The organism is Polaromonas sp., assembly GCF_036676035.1.
Taxonomy (GTDB): Bacteria; Pseudomonadota; Gammaproteobacteria; order Burkholderiales; family Burkholderiaceae_C; genus Polaromonas.
On sequence record NZ_JAKFDR010000047.1, the window covers coordinates 1 to 17,606 of the forward strand.

The following is a 17,606-nucleotide window of genomic DNA, read 5'->3' on the forward strand; positions in this document are numbered from 1 at the left end:
GAGCCCATCGGATACATTCCCCCTGCCGAAGCTGAAGAAAATTACTATCGGCAACTCGTCTGTCAGGCCGCAATACCGGTCTGACTTAACCCAACGGGCCTCCACGAAACCCGGGGTGATTCACTATTGCTATAGATCTCCATTCCAATAGAGAATTTGAACTTTGCGCCGGCGAAGTATTTCAGGTCGAACTATTGGTCAAAAATCTGGAAGACATCCGAAGGCTTCAACCATCAGTCTTTGAGGACTTAAAAGAAAAATTCTATCAATGCGGTACAAATTACAACCATTTTGGCCTGCGTATGGAAGCAAGAATTGCATCTTCGCTTTCTCGTAAAAATGTGACGTTTGAATACGCAGACGCGCCAGACTTCTTCATCGTGCATGAAGATCAGCAGATCTTTATTGAATGCACCAGTGTGTGGCCTGATACAAGCTCCCGCGACAAGGATTACCGAAAAAATGTCGCCCTAGCAATACAAAAAAAAGCGGAGAAAAAATATAGCAATGAGAATACTGCTGTGGCAATGGATGTCACAAGCATTCTCGCTGCGATGATTACGCACGGTACACGCGACGAGGCAACTGATTTTTACCAGTATCTCGGCCCTGTTTTAGATCAAAGCAAACTAGGAGCCGTAATACTCTTCAACACGGTTTATTCAGCGGAAGTCAACATGCTGCACTTCGTATACAACCGGTTCGATTGTCCGAAAATTTCGCCAGCACTTCGTAACTTTATGGATGCCACCTACCCGGTTGTAGGCGGAAAGTTGTGTGAGCCGGTCATCCCAGGTGCCCGAACTCCTGGATTGAATCAAAGTTCTTATCCAACAACTGGGACGTGACACTCCTGGCAAGTAGCGGCAAAACATAACGTGCGAAGGCGAGCATAAGTCATTGATAAATAAGGATTTTATCCCCTGTTAATCCGTAGGTCCCTGGTTCGAGCCCAGGTTGAGGAGCCAAATAAAACAAGGGCTTGCACGAAAGTGCACGCCCTTTGTCTTTCCAGGTGTGGCAAAAAAGACGCGAAACGCGACTGCAACAGGCCGCGTCTCGCTCATGAATTCAAGGCGCACAACACCACCCCCCAGACGAACTGGGATGTACGGTGCTCGGCGAGCCACTGCAGGCAAGCTGCCTGCGGGTCAGTGCGCCACCCGGTCGCGCAACCAGCCGCTGTAATCTTTGTCAATCAACAGCGTCCATAGGGCAAGCGTCGCGACCACAATACCGGCGATCACCGCACTCAGCATGGCATCGCGATGCGTGCTGAACCCGAGTGCCCATGGCGACGCGATCAACCACAGCCCGAGTGCGCCCTGGGTCCACTCTTCCCATGCGCGCGGAACGAAGATCGCCCCCAGCGCGACGGCAACGAGCGCTAGCCCGACAATGACCGCGTTTGCCATAAACATCATTTCGTCCTGGAAGCCCAGAGCCCAAGGTGAAAGGATTACACCTACACCAATAAGGGCGTTAAGAGGGTCTTGCCAATGCTTCAGTTCCTTCATGATTGCACCTCCTGCAGCTGGAAAGAACGCCAACTGACGTAACTTAGATTAAGTTCCCGTAACTTTGTTCCATTGCCCTTAAAAGCCTGGCTCCGAGCGCTCAAGGTACTATTTGCCTACCCCCTTGAGGCCAGCTGATCGGCCTTATGGGGCTTCTGGTTTTCGGGCAACTTCGGGCTTGCTTTGATACGCTCGGGTTGTAGTCATTCATTTCATAACGTTCTTTGACCCACTCATGCGGAAACTCCCGCAACCCGTCCCCTGGCTTGCTGCCGGTGAAGACTTTCCACCGGTAGAGACGGCCTGGAGCCATGAAGACCCTGCGCCAGGCTTGCTGGCTGCAGGCGGCGCACTGGATGTACTGACCTTGACGCAAGCCTACGCGCGGGGCATTTTCCCGTGGTTCAGTCTGGGCCAGCCGGTGCTCTGGTGGAGTCCGGATCCGCGCATGGTCTTGCGAACGCAAGCCTTCAAATTGCACCGCTCGCTACGCAAAACCCTGACTCGCTTCCTGGGCGACCCCAGCTGCACACTGCGGTTTGACAGCGCATTCGAGCGGGTAATCCATGCCTGTGCAGGCAAGCCCCGAACCGGCCAGCCCGGCACCTGGATCGTGCCCGAGATGGTGCAGGCCTACATTGCACTGCATCAGGCGGGCCATGCCCACAGCGTGGAAACCTGGAAAAATGGCGAACTGGTTGGCGGACTTTACTGCGTCAATCTCGGTCGCATGGTGTTTGGTGAGTCGATGTTTGCACATCAGACCGATGCGTCGAAAATCGCCCTGGCGGCATTGGTGGCGTTTTGTCGCGCCGCGGGCGTGGAGATGATTGACTGCCAGCAAAACACCCGGCACCTGGCCTCGTTGGGCGCGGCCGAAATCAGCCGTGCCGAGTTTGTGCGGCATGTTGAAAAAAAGGCTTCCCAAACGGCCCCTGCCTGGCACTTTGAACCCGTATACTGGAATCAGATTTTGACGGCTCGAACAACCGCACCACCGTGACGCACCTTAAAGACCTACCCCTGCAAACCTTGCAGTTTTATGCAACGGCGCCCTACCCTTGCAGCTATTTGCCGGGCAGGCAGGCCCGCTCGCAAGTGGCCACCCCCAGCCACCTGATTCACAACGACGCCTACTCCGAACTGGTCACCAACGGTTTCCGGCGCAGCGGCATGTTCACCTACCGGCCCTATTGCGATGGTTGCCAGGCCTGCGTGCCGTTGCGGGTGCCCGTCAAGCGTTTTACGCCCGATCGCAGCCAGCGCCGCGCCTGGAGCCGCCACCATGCCCTGCATGCCCGCGCGCTCAAACTGTGTTTCATGCCCGAGCATTACCAGCTGTACCTGCGCTATCAGAATGGCCGGCACGCCGGCGGCGGCATGGACCATGACAGCATTGACCAGTACACCCAGTTTTTGCTGCAAAGCCGGGTCAATTCGCGGCTGGTCGAGTTCCGCGACAGCCTGCCCAATGGCGAGCCCGGGGCCCTGAAGATGGTGTCCATCCTGGATGTGCTGGAAGACGGCATCTCAGCGGTCTACACCTTTTACGAGCCCGACACCCGGGCCAGCTATGGCAACTACAGCGTGCTGTGGCAAATTGAACAAGCCAGGCAGTTGGGCCTGCCATATGTCTACTTGGGCTACTGGATCGCGCAAAGTCCCAAGATGAGCTACAAGGCACGCTTCACGCCCAACGAGGTGTTGATCGATGGGCAGTGGACCTCGTCTGACAAACTGCCCGCCATGACGGCCGCAGCCCCCAGCCGTTAAGGCGATCACCCTGCAGGCTGCAGAAATAGGCGGTGCCAGCATCCGCCTTGGTATTTCACATGGTAAAATCTGATGCAGAAAGCCTGCACATGAGAAAACCCAACACGTCTACCGCGGCCCCTGCCACCCCCACCGTTCAAGTGATTGAGCGGATGTTTTCCCTGCTGGAAATCCTGGCCGCACGCGAAGAAGCGGTCTCGCTCAAGGAAATCAGTGAAAAGTCAGGGCTGCACCCGTCCACCGCGCACCGCATCCTTAACGACCTCGCGACGGGCCGGTTTGTAGACCGTCCGGCGGCTGGCAGTTACCGGCTGGGTATGCGCCTGCTGGAGCTGGGCAATCTGGTCAAGGCACGTTTAAGCGTGCGCGATGCAGCCCTCATCCCCATGCGTGAGCTGCACAAGCTCACACAGCAGCCCGTCAACCTGAGCATGCGCCAGGGTGATGAAATTGTGTATGTGGAGCGCGCCTTCAGCGAGCGCTCCGGCATGCAGGTGGTGCGGGCCATTGGCGGGCGGGCCCCCTTGCATTTGACGTCTGTCGGCAAACTCTTCCTGGCTTTTGACGATCCGCAGCGTTTGCGTGCGTATGCGACCCGCACGGGCCTGTCAGGCCAGACCCGCAACAGCATTACCCAGCTGTCGGTGCTGGAGCGCGAACTCTCCAAAGCACGCCAATACGGCATTGCACGCGACAACGAAGAGCTGGAGCTGGGTGTGCGCTGCATGGCCGCCGGCATTTACGACGACCAGAACAAACTGGTGGCCGGCCTGTCCATCTCTGCGCCGGCCGACCGGCTGGATGAAAGCTGGCTGCCCAAGCTGCAGGCCACGGCGAACGAGATATCGGCCTCACTGGGTTACAACCCGGCCAGCTTCAAATAAATTCTTGAGCCAAATGAGTGCCTGGCCCGCGCAAATTGGGCGTCATAAGCTATCAATTCAATAGCATTCAGCGGCGTAGCCGCGAGATGGCGCCGAATCCGGCAGGCCATGCAAAGACGGCCTGTTGCGTGCCAACTTAGCCGTTGACCAGCTTGACCGACGCGCTGATTTTGACCTTGGGGTCTATGACCGGGTTGGACTCTACCCAGCGACGCACGCGCTCGGCATCACCCAGGCGGCTGAGCTTGCCGGCCGAGTCCAGAAACACCATGATCAGCTTGCGGCCGGCAATCTTGGCCTGCATCACCAGGCACTGCCCGGCTTCAGAGATGTAGCCGGTTTTTTGCAAACCGATGTCCCACTCGGGATTCTTGACCAGGCGGTTGGTGTTGTTGTACTGCAGCGTGCGATTGCCGACGGCCACTTCATGGCCCGCGGAGGTCGACAGCTCACGCAGTACCGGATCGGCGTAAGCCGCATTGACCAGGGTCGCCAAATCCTGCGCGCTGGACTGGTTCAGGCTGGACAGTCCAGTGGGCTCCACATAGCGGGTGCCCGTCATGCCCAGCGTTTTGGCTTTGGCATTCATCAGATCGACAAAAACCGGCATGCCGCCCGGGTAAGTGCGGCCCAAAGCATGCGCGGCACGGTTCTCGCTGGACATCAACGCCAGATGCAGCAATTCGCCGCGCGTGAGCGTCGTGCCAACCTTCAGGCGCGAGCGGCTGCCTTTTTCAGTATCCACATCGTCCTGGGTCACGGTGATCATTTCGTCCATCGGCAGCTTGGCGCTGCTCACGATGACACCGGTCATCAATTTGGTCAGTGATGCAATGGGCAACACCGCATGGTCGTTCTTGCTGAACAGCACCTCTTGCGTGTCCTGGTCAATCACCAGTGCCACGCTGGACTTCAAGTCGAGCGGATCCTGCGCGCCGTGCAGACCGGCTATTTGCCCGTAAGACGGCCTGGCTGGCGCAGCGGCGCGAATCACGGGCTTGCGCTTGTTTGCCGCCACAAAGCGGGCGCTCTTGCGGGTGGAAACACTTTTTTTGGCAGCGGTTTTGGTCGACGCAGTCCGGGTGATGTGCTGCTTTTTAACCACCTGATGCTTCGCCGTGGCCGCATCGGCAACAGGCACTGCAAGCGCAGTCAATAAAGCCAGAAATCCAACGATTTTTAATGCGCGATTGAAAATCAGATGAGACATGGTGGATATTGCCCGCTTTTTATTGCCATTTAGGGAATGGCTGGAGTGTATACAAATAGAAAAAGTCACGCAATATCAAAAACTTGCGTGACTTTCCTAAATTAGCAATCAGCTTTCGGTGTTTTCCATGGTTTTCACCAAGGTTTGCACCCGATAGATGCGCTAAGTCATTGAATATAAATAACTTTATCTCAATGACTTTCGGCCTTACCCTTGAGCAGCCACCCGGTCAGCTTTACTTTGCAGCTTGCTCAACGCGCTTAAGTACGCTTTCGCTGACGCCACGACGATGTCAGGGTCGGCACCCACCCCATTGACCACGCGGCCGCTGCTTTGCAAACGGACCGTGACTTCCCCCTGGCTCTCTGTTGATCCGCTGATGGCGTTCACAGAATAGAGCACCATCTCTGCACCGCTTTTGACGTGTGTTTCGATGGCCTTCAGGGATGCGTCAACCGGACCGTTACCGTCCGACTCGCCCTTGACTTCCTTGCCGTCCACGGTGAACACGATGGACGCGTGCGGGCGTTCACCGGTTTCGCTGTGCTGCGACAGGGAGACAAAGCCGTACTGCTCATGTTCGTGGGTGACGCTTTCGTCACCCACAAGTGCGAGGATGTCCTCGTCAAAAATCTCGCTCTTGCGGTCGGCAAGCTCCTTGAACCTGGCAAAGGCTGCGTTGATGTCAGCCTCGCTTTCCAGGGCCACGCCGAGCTCCTGCAGACGCTGCTTGAAGGCGTTGCGGCCGCTGAGCTTGCCCAACACGATCTTGTTGGCGCTCCAGCCCACGTCTTCGGCACGCATGATCTCGTAGGTATCACGGGCCTTGAGCACGCCGTCCTGGTGAATGCCGGAGGCGTGGGCAAATGCATTGGCACCCACCACGGCCTTGTTGGGCTGCACCACAAAGCCGGTGATCTGGCTGACCATGCGGCTGGCGGCCAGGATATGCTTGGTGTCAATGCCCAAGTCAAGGCCGAAGTAGTCGCGGCGTGTTTTGACCGCCATGACAACCTCTTCGAGCGAGCAGTTGCCCGCGCGCTCGCCCAGGCCGTTGATGGTGCACTCCACTTGGCGCGCACCGCCGATCTTCACGCCAGCCAGCGAGTTGGCGACAGCCATGCCGAGGTCGTTGTGGCAATGCACCGACCAGATCGCCTTGTCGGAGTTGGGCACGCGCTCGCGCAGGGTTTTGATGAAGTTGCCATAAAGCTCGGGGATCGCATAGCCCACGGTGTCGGGCACGTTGATGGTGGTGGCCCCCTCGGCAATCACGGTCTCGAGCACGCGGCACAGGAAATCCACATCGCTGCGGTAGCCGTCTTCGGGGCTGAACTCCACATCGGCCACCAGGTTGCGGGCAAAGCGCACCGACTGCTTGGCCTGCTCAAGCACCTGCTCGGGCGTCATGCGCAGCTTCTTCTCCATGTGCAGCGCCGAGGTGGCAATGAAGGTGTGGATACGCGCGCTGTTGGCGCCTTTCAGGGCTTCGGCGGCGCGCGAGATGTCGCGGTCGTTGGCGCGTGAGAGCGAACAGATGGTCGAGTCCTTGATCGCGTTGGCGATGGCCTGCACGGCCTCGAAGTCGCCATTGGAGCTGGCGGCAAAGCCGGCTTCGATCACGTCAACTTTCAGGCGCTCCAGCTGGCGGGCAATGCGCAGTTTTTCATCGCGCGTCATCGAGGCGCCGGGCGATTGCTCGCCATCGCGCAAGGTGGTGTCAAAAATGATCAACTTATCTGCCATGCCAACTCTCCATCGGGTTCAAAAAAAACGCAGCCCAAAACAAAAACGGCCCGCTGCGTTTGCATACGGGCCGTAGTGACTGGTTCGCGCGTGCGCTATCGTCTGTGCCCGTTTTGGCGCAGTAGCAATAGTGCCAGCGAAATTTGTTTCATGGATTCAATATACCACAGTTTTTAGCGGCAGCAGGCTCCAGGCCCTAGTGCAAGCCACGCTCATCGGGCTCGTCGGTCGATGTCGAGATGACGCTGGTCTGCAGCCCTTTGGCCCGGCGCCAGCCGTACAGCACATAACCCGACACCCCATAGAGCACAAACAGGCCGAAGATCACGGTAGGCGGGTGGATATTGATCACGGCAATGCCCAGTGCAATCAGCACAATGACGACAAACGGCACGCTGCGCTTCAGCCCCACGTCCTTGAAGCTGTAAAACGGCACATTGGTCACCATGGTCAGGCCGGCGTAAAGCGTCAGGCCAAAGATGACCCAGCGCACTTCCTGGCCGCTGACGCCGGCTTCCGTCATCAGCCAGATGAAGCCGGCCACCAGCGCTGCCGCCGCAGGCGAAGGCAGGCCCTGGAAGAAGCGCTTGTCCACCACGGCGGTATTCACATTGAAACGGGCCAGGCGAAGCGCCGCGCAGGCACAGTAAACAAAAGCGCCAATCCAGCCCCAGCGGCCCAGGCTGGTCAGCCCCCAGACATAGGCAATCAGTGCCGGCGCAGCGCCAAATGACACCATGTCGGACAACGAGTCCATCTGCTCGCCAAAAGCGCTTTGCGTATTGGTCATGCGCGCCACGCGGCCGTCCAGGCTGTCCAGCACCATGGCGAAAAACACGCCAATCGCCGCCTGGTCAAAACGCCCGTTCATGGCCATGACGATGGCGTAAAAGCCGCCGAACAGCGCCGCCAGCGTGAACAGGTTCGGCAGAATGTAAATCCCCTTGCGCCGCTTGTGCACGAGCACTTCAACCGGCTCCGCTCCGGAATTTTCGCCATCATGCATAAAAAATGCTCCTAAAACACAATTGGTGGGCGCAAGATGCTATCAAACTAATAGCACCTTCCAAACAAACCCTGACACCGGGGTGAACAGTGATTATCCATTCGCCAGAGGATACCAAACCGCAATATCAAACCGGCTCAAGCCGAGCGAAAGACAAACTCACGCCAGGGCGGACGACTCTGCAGCGCAAGCAGGCAGAAAGAAAAAAGCCGCGCAAGGCTGCTGCGCGGCTTTTTTGCGGGGAGAACCCCGCCTTTCGGCAGAAAATCAGTTGCGCGTCTGGTCGACGAGCTTGTTTTTCTTGATCCAGGGCATCATGGCGCGGAGCTTTTCGCCCACTTGCTCGATCTGGTGCTCTGCCGTCAAGCGGCGGCGGCTCAGCAGCGTCGGTGCACCCGCCTGGTTTTCGAGCAGGAAGCTCTTGGCGTATTCACCGGTCTGGATGTCCTTGAGGCACTGGCGCATGGCTTCTTTGGTGGCCGCGGTCACGATGTTCGGACCGGTCACGTACTCGCCATACTCTGCGTTGTTGGAGATGGAGTAGTTCATGTTGGCAATGCCGCCTTCGTAGATCAGGTCCACGATCAGCTTGAGCTCGTGCAGGCATTCGAAGTAAGCCATTTCGGGCGCGTAGCCGGCTTCCACCAGGGTCTCGAAACCGGCCTTGATCAGCTCGACCGTGCCACCGCACAGCACGGCCTGCTCGCCGAACAGGTCGGTCTCGGTCTCTTCACGGAAGTTGGTTTCGATGATGCCGGCCTTGCCGCCGCCATTGGCCATGGCATAGCTCAGGGCCAGATCACGGGCCTTGCCGGTCTTGTCCTGGTGCACGGCGATCAGGTGAGGCACGCCGCCGCCTTGCGTGTAGGTGTTGCGCACGGTGTGGCCGGGGGCCTTGGGCGCGACCATCCAGACATCGAGGTCAGCGCGCGGAATCACGGCGCCGTAGTGCACGTTGAAGCCGTGGGCAAACACCAGCGATGCGCCCTGCTTGATGTTGGGCTCCACGTCGTTTTTGTAGACGGTGCCGATTTGCTCGTCAGGCAGGAGAATCATCACGACGTCCGCGGCCTTGACCGCTTCTGCCACTTCAGCCACCTTGAGGCCGGCTTTTTCAACCTTGGGCCAGGAGGCGCCGCCCTTGCGCAGGCCTACGACAACCTTCACGCCGCTGTCATTCAGATTCTGTGCGTGGGCATGGCCCTGGCTGCCGTAGCCGATGATGGCGACCGTTTTGCCCTTGATCAGGCTCAAATCACAATCCTTGTCGTAAAAAACTTTCATTTCTCTCTCCTAAGTAATCACAAATCAATCAAAAACAAATCCGGTCACGCACTACAGGCAATGCATGATCGAAACCTCAAACTCTCAGAATTCGTTCCCCGCGGCCAATGCCGCTGGAGCCGGTGCGCACGGTTTCCAGAATCGCGCTGCGGTCAATCGCTTCCAGAAATGCATCGTTTTTGGACTGGTCACCGGTCAGCTCAATCGTGTAGCTCTTCTCGGTGACGTCAATAATCCGCCCGCGAAATATATCAGCCATGCGCTTCATTTCTTCGCGCTCCTTGCCCACCGCGCGCACCTTGACCATCATGAGCTCGCGCTCGGTGTACGACCCTTCGGTCAGGTCCACCACCTTGACGACCTCGATCAGCCGGTTCAGGTGCTTGGTGATCTGCTCGATCACGTCGTCCGAGCCCGTGGTCTGGATCGTCATGCGCGACAGGCTGGCGTCTTCCGTCGGCGCCACGGTCAGGCTCTCGATGTTGTAGCCGCGGGCCGAGAACAGCCCGACCACGCGGGAAAGAGCGCCTGGCTCGTTTTCCAGCAAAACTGCAATGATGTGCTTCATAGATAGATTCCTCTTTTCGCTGCCCTCCCCTGCGCACGGTAATGCGCAGGCTCGGCAGACAATAGATTCGTCAGTTGACGTTGTTAATGGGGGGCTTAGAGGTCTTCCGACCCCAGCAGCATTTCCGTGATGCCCTTGCCGGCCTGAACCATAGGGAACACGTTCTCGGTCGGGTCGGTCCGAAAGTCCATGAACACGGTGCGGTCCTTGAGCTTGCGTGCTTCGCGCAGCGCAGGCTCCACGTCTTGTGGACGTTCGATCAGCATGCCGACATGGCCATAGGCTTCGGCCAGCTTCACAAAATTGGGCAGTGCATCCATGTAGCTGCTGCTGTAGCGGCCGGCGTACTCCACTTCCTGCCACTGGCGCACCATGCCCAGGTAGCGGTTGTTGAGCGACACAATCTTGATCGGCGTGTTGTACTGCAGACAGGTCGACAGCTCCTGGATGCACATCTGCACCGAGCCTTCGCCGGTGATGCAGAACACCTCGGCATCGGGCTTGGCCAGCTTGACGCCCATGGCATAGGGAATGCCCACACCCATGGTGCCCAGGCCACCGGAATTGATCCAGCGGCGCGGCTGGTCGAAGCGGTAATACTGCGCGGCCCACATCTGATGCTGGCCCACGTCGGAGGTGATGTAGGTCTCGACGTCCTTGGTCATGTTCCACAGCGTTTCCACCACATACTGCGGCTTGATCACATCCGGCGAGCCCATGCTGTACTTGAGGCACTCACGCTTGCGCCAGGTCTCAATGGTGTCCCACCAGCCGCCCAGGGCGTTGGCATCCGGCTTGAGCCCCGACTCCTTGATCATGGCGATCAGCTCGGTCAGCACGTCCTTGACATCGCCCACGATGGGGATGTCCACCTTCACGCGCTTGGAGATGCTCGAGGGATCGATGTCGATGTGAATGATCTTGCGTTCGTTTTGCGCAAAGTGCTTGGGGTTGCCGATCACGCGGTCATCAAAACGCGCGCCGACGGCCAGCAGCACGTCGCAGTGCTGCATCGCGTTGTTGGCCTCAATCGTGCCGTGCATGCCCAGCATGCCCAGGAATTTGCGGTCGCTGGCCGGGTAGGCCCCCAGGCCCATCAGGGTGTTGGTGCAGGGGTAGCCCAGCATGTCCACCAGCGTGCGCAACTCCTGCGAGGCATTGCTCAGCAGCACGCCACCGCCGGTGTAAATGTAGGGACGCTTGGCGTTCATCAGCAGCTGCAGCGCCTTGCGGATCTGCCCGCCGTGGCCTTTGCGCACCGGGCTGTAGCTGCGCATTTCGACAGCCGCCGGGTATTCAAACTGGCATTTCTTGAACGAAACGTCCTTCGGAATGTCCACCACCACCGGGCCGGGCCGGCCGGTTTTGGCAATATGAAAGGCTTTTCTCAGTGTTCCGGCCAGGTCGCGCACGTCCTTGACCAGAAAATTGTGCTTGACGATGGGGCGCGTGATGCCCACCGTGTCGCATTCCTGGAAAGCATCGAGGCCAATCGCGTGCGTGGGCACCTGGCCGGTGATGATGACCATGGGAATGCTGTCCATGTAGGCCGTGGCAATGCCGGTAATGGCATTCGTGACACCGGGGCCCGAGGTGACCAGCGCCACGCCCACATCGCCGGTGGCGCGGGCGTAGCCGTCAGCCGCGTGGACGGCCGCCTGCTCATGGCGCACCAGCACGTGCTGTATCGTGTCCTGCTTGTAGAAAGCGTCGTAAATATAAAGGACCGCACCGCCGGGGTAGCCCCAGACGTACTTGACGTTTTCAGCCTGAAGCGCGCGCACCAGAATTTCGGCGCCCATCAGCTCGGCGTTTTTGTCTTGCGAAGACGTGGCTGCTGCTGCGGAAACGATTTCCGCCTTGGAGATTTCCATGATGAACCTTTGTGAATTTCTCTAACGAAATACCTTGGGTGCCTCTTCGCCCGCTCTTGTGAAGCAGCGTCGAGACTTGAGGCCAAAACCATGAGCGGAAACATAATCCGCCGAGTCATGACCCGTTTGCCTTTTGAATTGCAGCCCGCATTATCGCATTTCGCGCCATCCATGTGAAAGTCGTTCTGAAAATCGCTCAAAAATGATGCTCGCAGGCTTGGTGCGATAATTTTGTGGCTCGTGTACGTCAAACCTCGGTACCGGCACCCATAACTACGACAGCGCCGGGACAAACCGGGAACTTAAACCGTTGGCAACCGAACTAGAACTCTCAGACTTCCTGAAAAACGTCGAAAAGCGCGCTTTCAAGCGCAGCGTCTATCACGTTCGGGACGACGAGGCTGCACTGGACATCGTCCAGGACAGCATGATGAAGCTGGCCCAGCACTACGGTGACAAGCCGGCGGCCGAGCTGCCCATGCTGTTCCAGCGGATTCTGGCCAACACCACCCTGGACTGGTTTCGCCGGCGCAAGACCCGCAACGCCCTTTTCTCCAATATGAGCGACTTCGAGTCGCCCGGAGAAGAAGGAGATTTCGATTTGCTGGAAACTTTAGAGACCCTGACCGACTCAGAGGGAACGGAAAGCGCACAAGAGGCCACCGAGCGGGCGCAAACCTTGCAACAAATCGAGCTGGAAATAAAGGAGTTACCTGGCCGTCAACGGGAAGCGTTTCTCATGCGTTACTGGGAGGAGATGGACGTGGCTGAAACCGCTGCGGCCATGGGTTGTTCGGAAGGCAGCGTCAAAACGCATTGCTCACGGGCAGTCCAGGCACTCAGTAAAGCCTTGAGCGCCAAGGGAATCAAACTATGACTAACTCACTATTTAGCAGGGCCGAAATCCTGCAAGACCGCTACGGTCTCAAAGCCGCCTCCTACCTGTCTGCCGGTGCCGCAAACCTGCCGCACGACATTTCCGAGCGCCTGCGCGCTGCGCGCGTTCAGGCCCTGGCCCAGCGTAAAGTCGCCAAAACCCGGAGCGCAGCCATGGTCGTGAACGCTGGCGGCGGCAGCGCCGCACTCACCTGGGGCTCAGACGACGGCCTGAGCTGGTGGGGCCGCATCGGCTCGGTCATGCCCCTGATCGCACTGGTGGTTGGCCTGCTGGTCATCAACTCGGTCCAAAACGACAACCGCGCCCAGGAGCTGGCCGAGGTTGACGTGGCCCTGCTGACCGACGAACTGCCGCCTGCCGCGTTTGCCGACCCGGGCTTTGTCCAGTTCCTCAAGGCCACGCGCTAGGCCTTGTTTAGCCAATGACCGCGCCAGCCGCCCCTCCCCGCGCCAGACTGCAATCCCCCAGACGCCACTTTGTAGCACTGGCAGCCGTTCTGGCCTGTGCACTGGCCCTGCCCGGCGCTGGCTTGGCGCAAACCGCCAAACCGGCGGCGGCTCCTGCCAGCCAGCCGGCCACCCCCAAAGCCGCAGGCCCCGCGCCAGCCAAGGCAGCCAGCCCGTCCAGCGCCAAATCCGGCTGGGCCGAGCTCACGCCGGGGCAGCAGCAGGCGCTCAAGCCGCTGGCCTCAGACTGGGGCAGCATCAGCGAAGGGCAAAAGCGCAAATGGCTGGAAATTTCCAAAACCTACCCCTCCTTGCCGCCTGAAGGCCAGGCCACCATGCACAGCCGCATGAGTGAATGGGTGGCGCTCAGCCCGCATGCGCGCGCCCAGGCACGGCTCAATTTTGCAAAAACCAAAGAACTGGCCAAAGAGCTGACGCCTGAAGAGAAAAAAGCCAAGTGGCAGGCCTACCAGTCCCTGAGCCCTGAAGAAAAGCAGAAACTGGCCGCCAAAGCCAGCCCCAAGCCGGCAGGCGCCGCCACGGCCACCAAGCCTGTAGCCCCCCAAAAACTGGCAACCGTGCCATCGGCCAACAAGCAAGGTGGCAAGCCAGCGCTTAAAATCAAGCCTTCGCACCAAGCTGACGGCAGCTCTGCAGCGCCACCGGGCGCACCGGCACACAGCGGCGCCAGCGCTAGCCCGGCGCAGCAGCGCTGAGCGCCACCAGCCGCTTGGCTGGCTCACTTTTTTGGGCCAATTAATGCTGTTACCCCTGCCAGCACTCACATGACCGCTACAAAATTGATAGTTACCGACGTTAAAACACCGTCCCTGCGCCGACGCATGGCCTGCTGGGTCTACGAGGGCATGCTGATGTTCGGCGTGGTCTTCATTGCCGGCTACCTGTTTGGCACGCTCAGCCAGACGCGCAACGCCCTGGACAACCGCCACGCCCTGCAGGCCTTTTTGTTCGTCGTTTTTGGCATTTACTTTGTCTGGTTCTGGGCCAAGGGCCAGACGCTGGCCATGAAAACCTGGAACATCCGCATGGTGGACCGGCAAGGCGCGCCCATCAGCCAGCCGCGGGCCTTGCTGCGTTACGCCTTGAGCTGGCTGTGGTTTTTGCCGCCGCTGGCCGCCAGCTGGTGGTTCGGCCTGCCGGGCGCCGAAGCCGCCGTGCTGGCGCTGGGCTGGGTTGCCGTCTGGGCGATTTTGTCGCGCTTTCATCCACGGCAGCAGTTCTGGCATGACGCCTGGGCCGGCACGCAGCTGGTGAGCTGGCAGCCTGCGGCCAAGCCATAAAGCGGGTCACCCGCCGGCCACTTCAGGCCGTCACTTCAAACTGCCACAGAGCTGGGCGACAATCAGGCCATGTCCGAACAAGTTCCGTTTTCAGCCTCCTCCGTGGCCAGCTCCAACCACGCCTCCACCAACGAGCCCGTCAACCCCCAGAAGCACCGCAAAGGACTGAGCCGGGTCTGGCATGCCACCGGCTACTCCATCGCCGGTCTGCGGGCCGGCTGGCACGAAACCGCCTTCCGCCAGGAGGCGATTGCCTCCATCGTGCTGGTTCCGGCCGCCTTCTGGCTGGGCCGCAACTGGGTCGAAACCGCCCTGCTCGCCGGCACCGTGATTCTCATCATGATTGTCGAGCTGCTCAACACCGGCATTGAAACCGCCATTGACCGCATCGGCCCCGAGTGGCACGACCTGTCCAAACGCGCCAAAGATATGGGCAGCGCCGCCGTACTGCTGAGCCTGCTGCTGTGTGCCGGCACCTGGACGATGGCGCTGTTCCAGCGATTTTTCGCATGAAGCCGGCTTTTTCAGTCTGCGTGTACTGCGGCTCGCGCCCGGGCGCCGGACCCGAATACGCGCAGATCGCGCGCGATGTCGGCAGCTGGATTGGCAGGCACGACGGCCAGCTGGTCTATGGCGGCGGCCACAACGGGCTGATGGGCATCCTGGCCGACGCAGCGCTGGCCGCTGGTGGCCGCGTGGTGGGCGTGATCCCCAAGGCACTGGTGGAAAAGGAATGGGCCCACACCGGTTGCACCGAGCTGCACATTGTGGACACCATGCACGAGCGCAAGCGCATCATGGCCGAGCATGCCGATGCGTTTTTGGCGCTGCCGGGCGGCATCGGCACGCTGGAAGAGTTTTTCGAGGTCTGGACCTGGCGCCAGCTGGGCTACCACGACAAGCCCGTAGGCCTGCTCAACATGGGCGGCTATTACGACGGCCTGCTGGCGTTTCTGGGCTCTGCCGTCAAAAACGGCTTTATGAGCGACTGGCAGATGGAACTGATTTGCACCGACAGCGACGCGCTGGGACTGCTGCGGCAACTGGTGCAGGCAGCGGGCATGACGGCGCCCATCTCACGGCTGGACCAGATTTAAGACCGTCTTACCCGGCGCTCAGCCCTGATCCATGGATCCCGGATTAGCCTGTCATTGCGGGCTTGACCCGCAATCCATCAGTCCCTGGATGACAAACCAGGGGCAAAGATTTCACTGAACCGGTTTTTGCTCACACGGCGGCTTCGTCTTCTTCTCCCGTGCGGATGCGCACCACGCGCTCGACGCTGGTGATGAAAATCTTGCCGTCGCCGATCTTGCCGGTGCGGGCGGCGCGCACGATGGCGTCCACGCAGCGTTCCACGTCGTCGGTCTTTACCACCACTTCAACCTTGACCTTGGGCAGGAAGTCGACCACATACTCGGCGCCGCGGTACAGCTCGGTGTGGCCTTTTTGGCGGCCAAACCCTTTGACTTCGGTCACGGTCAGGCCGGTCACGCCGCATTCGGCCAGGGCTTCACGGACTTCTTCGAGTTTGAATGGTTTGAGGACGGCGGTAATTTGTTTCACTGAAAGATCTCCGTTAGTTTTCAATTATTGTCAGGCATAAAGCGCGTGCGCAGCGAAGGGCCGCCCCGAGCAAGCACGGCCCCCTTGGGGGCAGCGCATTACATGAAGTGAGAAGCGTGGGGGCGAGCAATTTTCCGCCGGGCCGTCCCAAGAAAAATTAGCCCCCTTGGGGCTGAGGCCCGCGGCTCCAAGCCCGCCTGCGCGGGCTTGGACGGGCTGAAGAGCCGTCGCCTCTGGCGGCGACACGTCCAGCGTATTACACGAAGTGAAAGCGTGGGGGCCATATCTCTAGGCTCTGAACTTGCTGGTCACGGGATAGCGCCAGTCCTTGCCGAAGCTGCGGTGGGTAACCCGGATGCCAATCGGCGCCTGGCGGCGCTTGTACTCGTTGATCTTGATGAGCTTGGTCACACGCTCGACCACCGCCCGGTCAAAGCCGGCAGCGATGATAGCCTCAATGCTCTGGTCGTTTTCCATGTAGCGCTCCAGGATCGCGTCCAGCACCTCGTAGGGCGGCAGGCTGTCCTGGTCGGTCTGGTCGGCTCGCAACTCGGCGCTCGGCGGGCGCGTGATGATGCGCTCGGGAATCGGGTTGGCGCCCGTGCCATACGGGTCATTTGCATTGCGCCAGCGCGCCAGCCTGAACACCGTGGTCTTGGCCAGGTCCTTGATCACCGCGAAACCTCCGGCCATATCACCGTACAGCGTGCAGTAGCCGGTGGCCATCTCGCTCTTGTTGCCGGTGGTCAGCACGATGGAGCCAAACTTGTTGGACAGCGCCATCAAGTACACCCCGCGAATGCGCGCCTGGATGTTTTCTTCGGTAGTGTCTTCCTTCAGGCCTTTAAACTCGCCCGCCAAAGACGCCTTGAAGGCTTCAAACTCCGGGATGATGGAAATCTCGTCGTAGCGCACCTTCAGGCGCTGCGCCATCTCGCGCGCGTCCTGCCACGAAATGTCAGCCGTGTAGGGTGACGGCATCATCACCGTGCGCACCTTATCGGCGCCCAGCGCGTCCACGGCAATCGCCAGCACCAGCGCCGAGTCGATGCCGCCCGACAGGCCCAGAATCGCACCCGGAAAGCCGTTTTTTCCCAGGTAGTCGCGCACGCCCAGCACCAGCGCGTCCCACAGGTCGGCCTCGTTGCTGCGCTCGGGCTCAATGTTTGCTACCAATTTGATAGCTGTCTGCGCACGTTCTGCCTGGGCTACAAACAGATTTTCCTTGAAACTCTCGGCCCGCCCGGCCAGCGCGCCATCGGCCTGCAGCGCAAACGAGTGGCCTTCAAACACGATCTCGTCCTGCCCGCCCACCAGGTGCGCGTAGACCAGCGGCAGGCCGGTGGCCAGCACCCGGCTGCGCATCATCTGTTCGCGCTCGCCGCCCTTGCCCACATGGAAGGGCGAGGCGTTGATGACGGCCAGCAGCTCGGCACCGGCCAGTTTGGCCAGCCGCGCCGGCTCTTCAAACCAGGCGTCTTCGCAAATCAGCAGGCCCACGCTCACCTCGTCGGCACCCTCGCCCGCCTGAAA

The 17,606-nt window shown here is 59.7% G+C and carries 19 protein-coding genes; 10 read left to right on the forward strand and 9 right to left on the reverse strand.

Translation table 11 applies throughout. From position 1 onward, the window contains the following. Positions 1 to 194: 194 nt before the first annotated feature. Positions 195 to 848 (forward strand): hypothetical protein, encoded by a 654-nt coding sequence (locus V6M61_RS07690; protein WP_332775980.1) that lies wholly within the window; start codon positions 195 to 197, stop codon positions 846 to 848. Between the two features lie 303 nt (positions 849 to 1,151). On the opposite strand, the gene V6M61_RS07695 is transcribed toward V6M61_RS07690, so the two are convergent. Beyond that, on the reverse strand, positions 1,152 to 1,517 hold the full coding sequence (locus tag V6M61_RS07695) for an SPW repeat protein (RefSeq protein ID WP_332775981.1): 366 nt from the start codon (positions 1,515 to 1,517) through the stop codon (positions 1,152 to 1,154). A gap of 235 nt (positions 1,518 to 1,752) precedes the next feature. On the opposite strand from V6M61_RS07695, the gene aat reads away from it, so the two are divergent. The 3 genes from aat to V6M61_RS07710 all read left to right on the forward strand — a co-directional run bounded on the left by aat (position 1,753) and on the right by V6M61_RS07710 (position 4,174). Then, a complete protein-coding gene (aat, locus tag V6M61_RS07700; protein WP_332775982.1) occupies positions 1,753 to 2,520 on the forward strand; it encodes a leucyl/phenylalanyl-tRNA--protein transferase in 768 nt (255 codons plus the stop codon). Further along, entirely contained in the window at positions 2,517 to 3,290 is a 774-nt protein-coding gene (locus V6M61_RS07705; protein ID WP_332775983.1) for an arginyltransferase, read from the forward strand. The genes aat and V6M61_RS07705 overlap by 4 nt, the downstream gene beginning before the upstream one ends. 89 nt (positions 3,291 to 3,379) lie before the next feature. Then, complete coding sequence (locus V6M61_RS07710; RefSeq protein WP_332775984.1) at positions 3,380 to 4,174, forward strand: IclR family transcriptional regulator; 795 nt, start codon at positions 3,380 to 3,382, stop codon at positions 4,172 to 4,174. 136 nt (positions 4,175 to 4,310) lie between these two features. On the opposite strand, the gene pbpG is transcribed toward V6M61_RS07710, so the two are convergent. From pbpG to V6M61_RS07740, 6 genes are all read right to left on the reverse strand, one after another. Beyond that, entirely contained in the window at positions 4,311 to 5,384 is a 1,074-nt protein-coding gene (gene pbpG / locus V6M61_RS07715; protein ID WP_332775985.1) for a D-alanyl-D-alanine endopeptidase, read from the reverse strand. Positions 5,385 to 5,591: 207 nt separating this feature from the next. After that, positions 5,592 to 7,130 carry a 2-isopropylmalate synthase gene (locus V6M61_RS07720; protein WP_332775986.1) on the reverse strand — a complete coding sequence of 513 codons (1,539 nt, stop codon included), beginning with the start codon at positions 7,128 to 7,130 and terminating at the stop codon, positions 5,592 to 5,594. Positions 7,131 to 7,326: 196 nt separating this feature from the next. Beyond that, a complete protein-coding gene (gene pssA, locus V6M61_RS07725) occupies positions 7,327 to 8,136 on the reverse strand; it encodes a CDP-diacylglycerol--serine O-phosphatidyltransferase (protein ID WP_332775987.1) in 810 nt (269 codons plus the stop codon). Positions 8,137 to 8,403: 267 nt separating this feature from the next. Continuing rightward, positions 8,404 to 9,420 carry a ketol-acid reductoisomerase gene (gene ilvC / locus V6M61_RS07730; RefSeq protein WP_332775988.1) on the reverse strand — a complete coding sequence of 339 codons (1,017 nt, stop codon included), beginning with the start codon at positions 9,418 to 9,420 and terminating at the stop codon, positions 8,404 to 8,406. 76 nt (positions 9,421 to 9,496) lie between these two features. Beyond that, entirely contained in the window at positions 9,497 to 9,988 is a 492-nt protein-coding gene (gene ilvN, locus V6M61_RS07735; protein ID WP_096665291.1) for an acetolactate synthase small subunit, read from the reverse strand. Between the two features lie 95 nt (positions 9,989 to 10,083). Then, positions 10,084 to 11,862: an acetolactate synthase 3 catalytic subunit gene (locus V6M61_RS07740; protein WP_332775989.1), complete on the reverse strand. Its 1,779-nt coding sequence runs from the start codon at positions 11,860 to 11,862 to the stop codon at positions 10,084 to 10,086. Between the two features lie 310 nt (positions 11,863 to 12,172). Between V6M61_RS07740 and V6M61_RS07745 the strand changes: the two genes are divergently transcribed. From V6M61_RS07745 to V6M61_RS07770, 6 genes are all read left to right on the forward strand, one after another. Next, positions 12,173 to 12,739: an RNA polymerase sigma factor gene (locus tag V6M61_RS07745; RefSeq protein ID WP_332775990.1), complete on the forward strand. Its 567-nt coding sequence runs from the start codon at positions 12,173 to 12,175 to the stop codon at positions 12,737 to 12,739. Further along, entirely contained in the window at positions 12,736 to 13,167 is a 432-nt protein-coding gene (locus V6M61_RS07750) for a DUF3619 family protein (RefSeq protein WP_332775991.1), read from the forward strand. Before V6M61_RS07745 ends, V6M61_RS07750 begins: the two co-directional genes overlap by 4 nt. A 14-nt stretch (positions 13,168 to 13,181) precedes the next feature. After that, positions 13,182 to 13,922 carry a DUF3106 domain-containing protein gene (locus V6M61_RS07755; protein WP_332775992.1) on the forward strand — a complete coding sequence of 247 codons (741 nt, stop codon included), beginning with the start codon at positions 13,182 to 13,184 and terminating at the stop codon, positions 13,920 to 13,922. Between the two features lie 69 nt (positions 13,923 to 13,991). Next, positions 13,992 to 14,507, forward strand: coding sequence for an RDD family protein (locus V6M61_RS07760; RefSeq protein ID WP_332775993.1), 516 nt, complete (start codon positions 13,992 to 13,994; stop codon positions 14,505 to 14,507). Between the two features lie 69 nt (positions 14,508 to 14,576). Further along, on the forward strand, positions 14,577 to 15,020 hold the full coding sequence (locus tag V6M61_RS07765; RefSeq protein WP_332775994.1) for a diacylglycerol kinase: 444 nt from the start codon (positions 14,577 to 14,579) through the stop codon (positions 15,018 to 15,020). Next, a complete protein-coding gene (locus V6M61_RS07770; RefSeq protein ID WP_332775995.1) occupies positions 15,017 to 15,604 on the forward strand; it encodes a TIGR00730 family Rossman fold protein in 588 nt (195 codons plus the stop codon). The genes V6M61_RS07765 and V6M61_RS07770 overlap by 4 nt, the downstream gene beginning before the upstream one ends. A gap of 130 nt (positions 15,605 to 15,734) precedes the next feature. On the opposite strand, the gene V6M61_RS07775 is transcribed toward V6M61_RS07770, so the two are convergent. Both V6M61_RS07775 and V6M61_RS07780 read right to left on the reverse strand, forming a co-directional pair. Beyond that, the gene (locus V6M61_RS07775; protein WP_332775996.1) at positions 15,735 to 16,073 is read right to left on the reverse strand and encodes a P-II family nitrogen regulator; all 339 of its coding nucleotides are present in this window, start codon (positions 16,071 to 16,073) and stop codon (positions 15,735 to 15,737) included. Positions 16,074 to 16,361: 288 nt separating this feature from the next. Then, on the reverse strand, positions 16,362 to 17,606 hold a 1,245-nt coding region (locus V6M61_RS07780; protein ID WP_332775997.1), incomplete at its 5' end, for an NAD+ synthase.

Excerpts from the sequence above, each read along its gene's own strand:
- V6M61_RS07755 (WP_332775992.1), top strand. The coding sequence starts at position 13,182 with ATGACCGCGCCAGCCGCCCCTCCCCGCGCCAGACTGCAATCCCCCAGA.
- ilvC (WP_332775988.1), bottom strand. The coding sequence starts at position 9,420 with ATGAAAGTTTTTTACGACAAGGATTGTGATTTGAGCCTGATCAAGGGC.
- pbpG (WP_332775985.1), bottom strand. The coding sequence starts at position 5,384 with ATGTCTCATCTGATTTTCAATCGCGCATTAAAAATCGTTGGATTTCTG.
- V6M61_RS07720 (WP_332775986.1), bottom strand. The coding sequence starts at position 7,130 with ATGGCAGATAAGTTGATCATTTTTGACACCACCTTGCGCGATGGCGAG.
- ilvN (WP_096665291.1), bottom strand. The coding sequence starts at position 9,988 with ATGAAGCACATCATTGCAGTTTTGCTGGAAAACGAGCCAGGCGCTCTT.
- V6M61_RS07750 (WP_332775991.1), top strand. The coding sequence starts at position 12,736 with ATGACTAACTCACTATTTAGCAGGGCCGAAATCCTGCAAGACCGCTAC.
- V6M61_RS07765 (WP_332775994.1), top strand. The coding sequence starts at position 14,577 with ATGTCCGAACAAGTTCCGTTTTCAGCCTCCTCCGTGGCCAGCTCCAAC.
- V6M61_RS07695 (WP_332775981.1), bottom strand. The coding sequence starts at position 1,517 with ATGAAGGAACTGAAGCATTGGCAAGACCCTCTTAACGCCCTTATTGGT.
- V6M61_RS07770 (WP_332775995.1), top strand. The coding sequence starts at position 15,017 with ATGAAGCCGGCTTTTTCAGTCTGCGTGTACTGCGGCTCGCGCCCGGGC.
- aat (WP_332775982.1), top strand. The coding sequence starts at position 1,753 with ATGCGGAAACTCCCGCAACCCGTCCCCTGGCTTGCTGCCGGTGAAGAC.
- V6M61_RS07710 (WP_332775984.1), top strand. The coding sequence starts at position 3,380 with ATGAGAAAACCCAACACGTCTACCGCGGCCCCTGCCACCCCCACCGTT.
- V6M61_RS07740 (WP_332775989.1), bottom strand. The coding sequence starts at position 11,862 with ATGGAAATCTCCAAGGCGGAAATCGTTTCCGCAGCAGCAGCCACGTCT.
- V6M61_RS07760 (WP_332775993.1), top strand. The coding sequence starts at position 13,992 with ATGACCGCTACAAAATTGATAGTTACCGACGTTAAAACACCGTCCCTG.
- pssA (WP_332775987.1), bottom strand. The coding sequence starts at position 8,136 with ATGCATGATGGCGAAAATTCCGGAGCGGAGCCGGTTGAAGTGCTCGTG.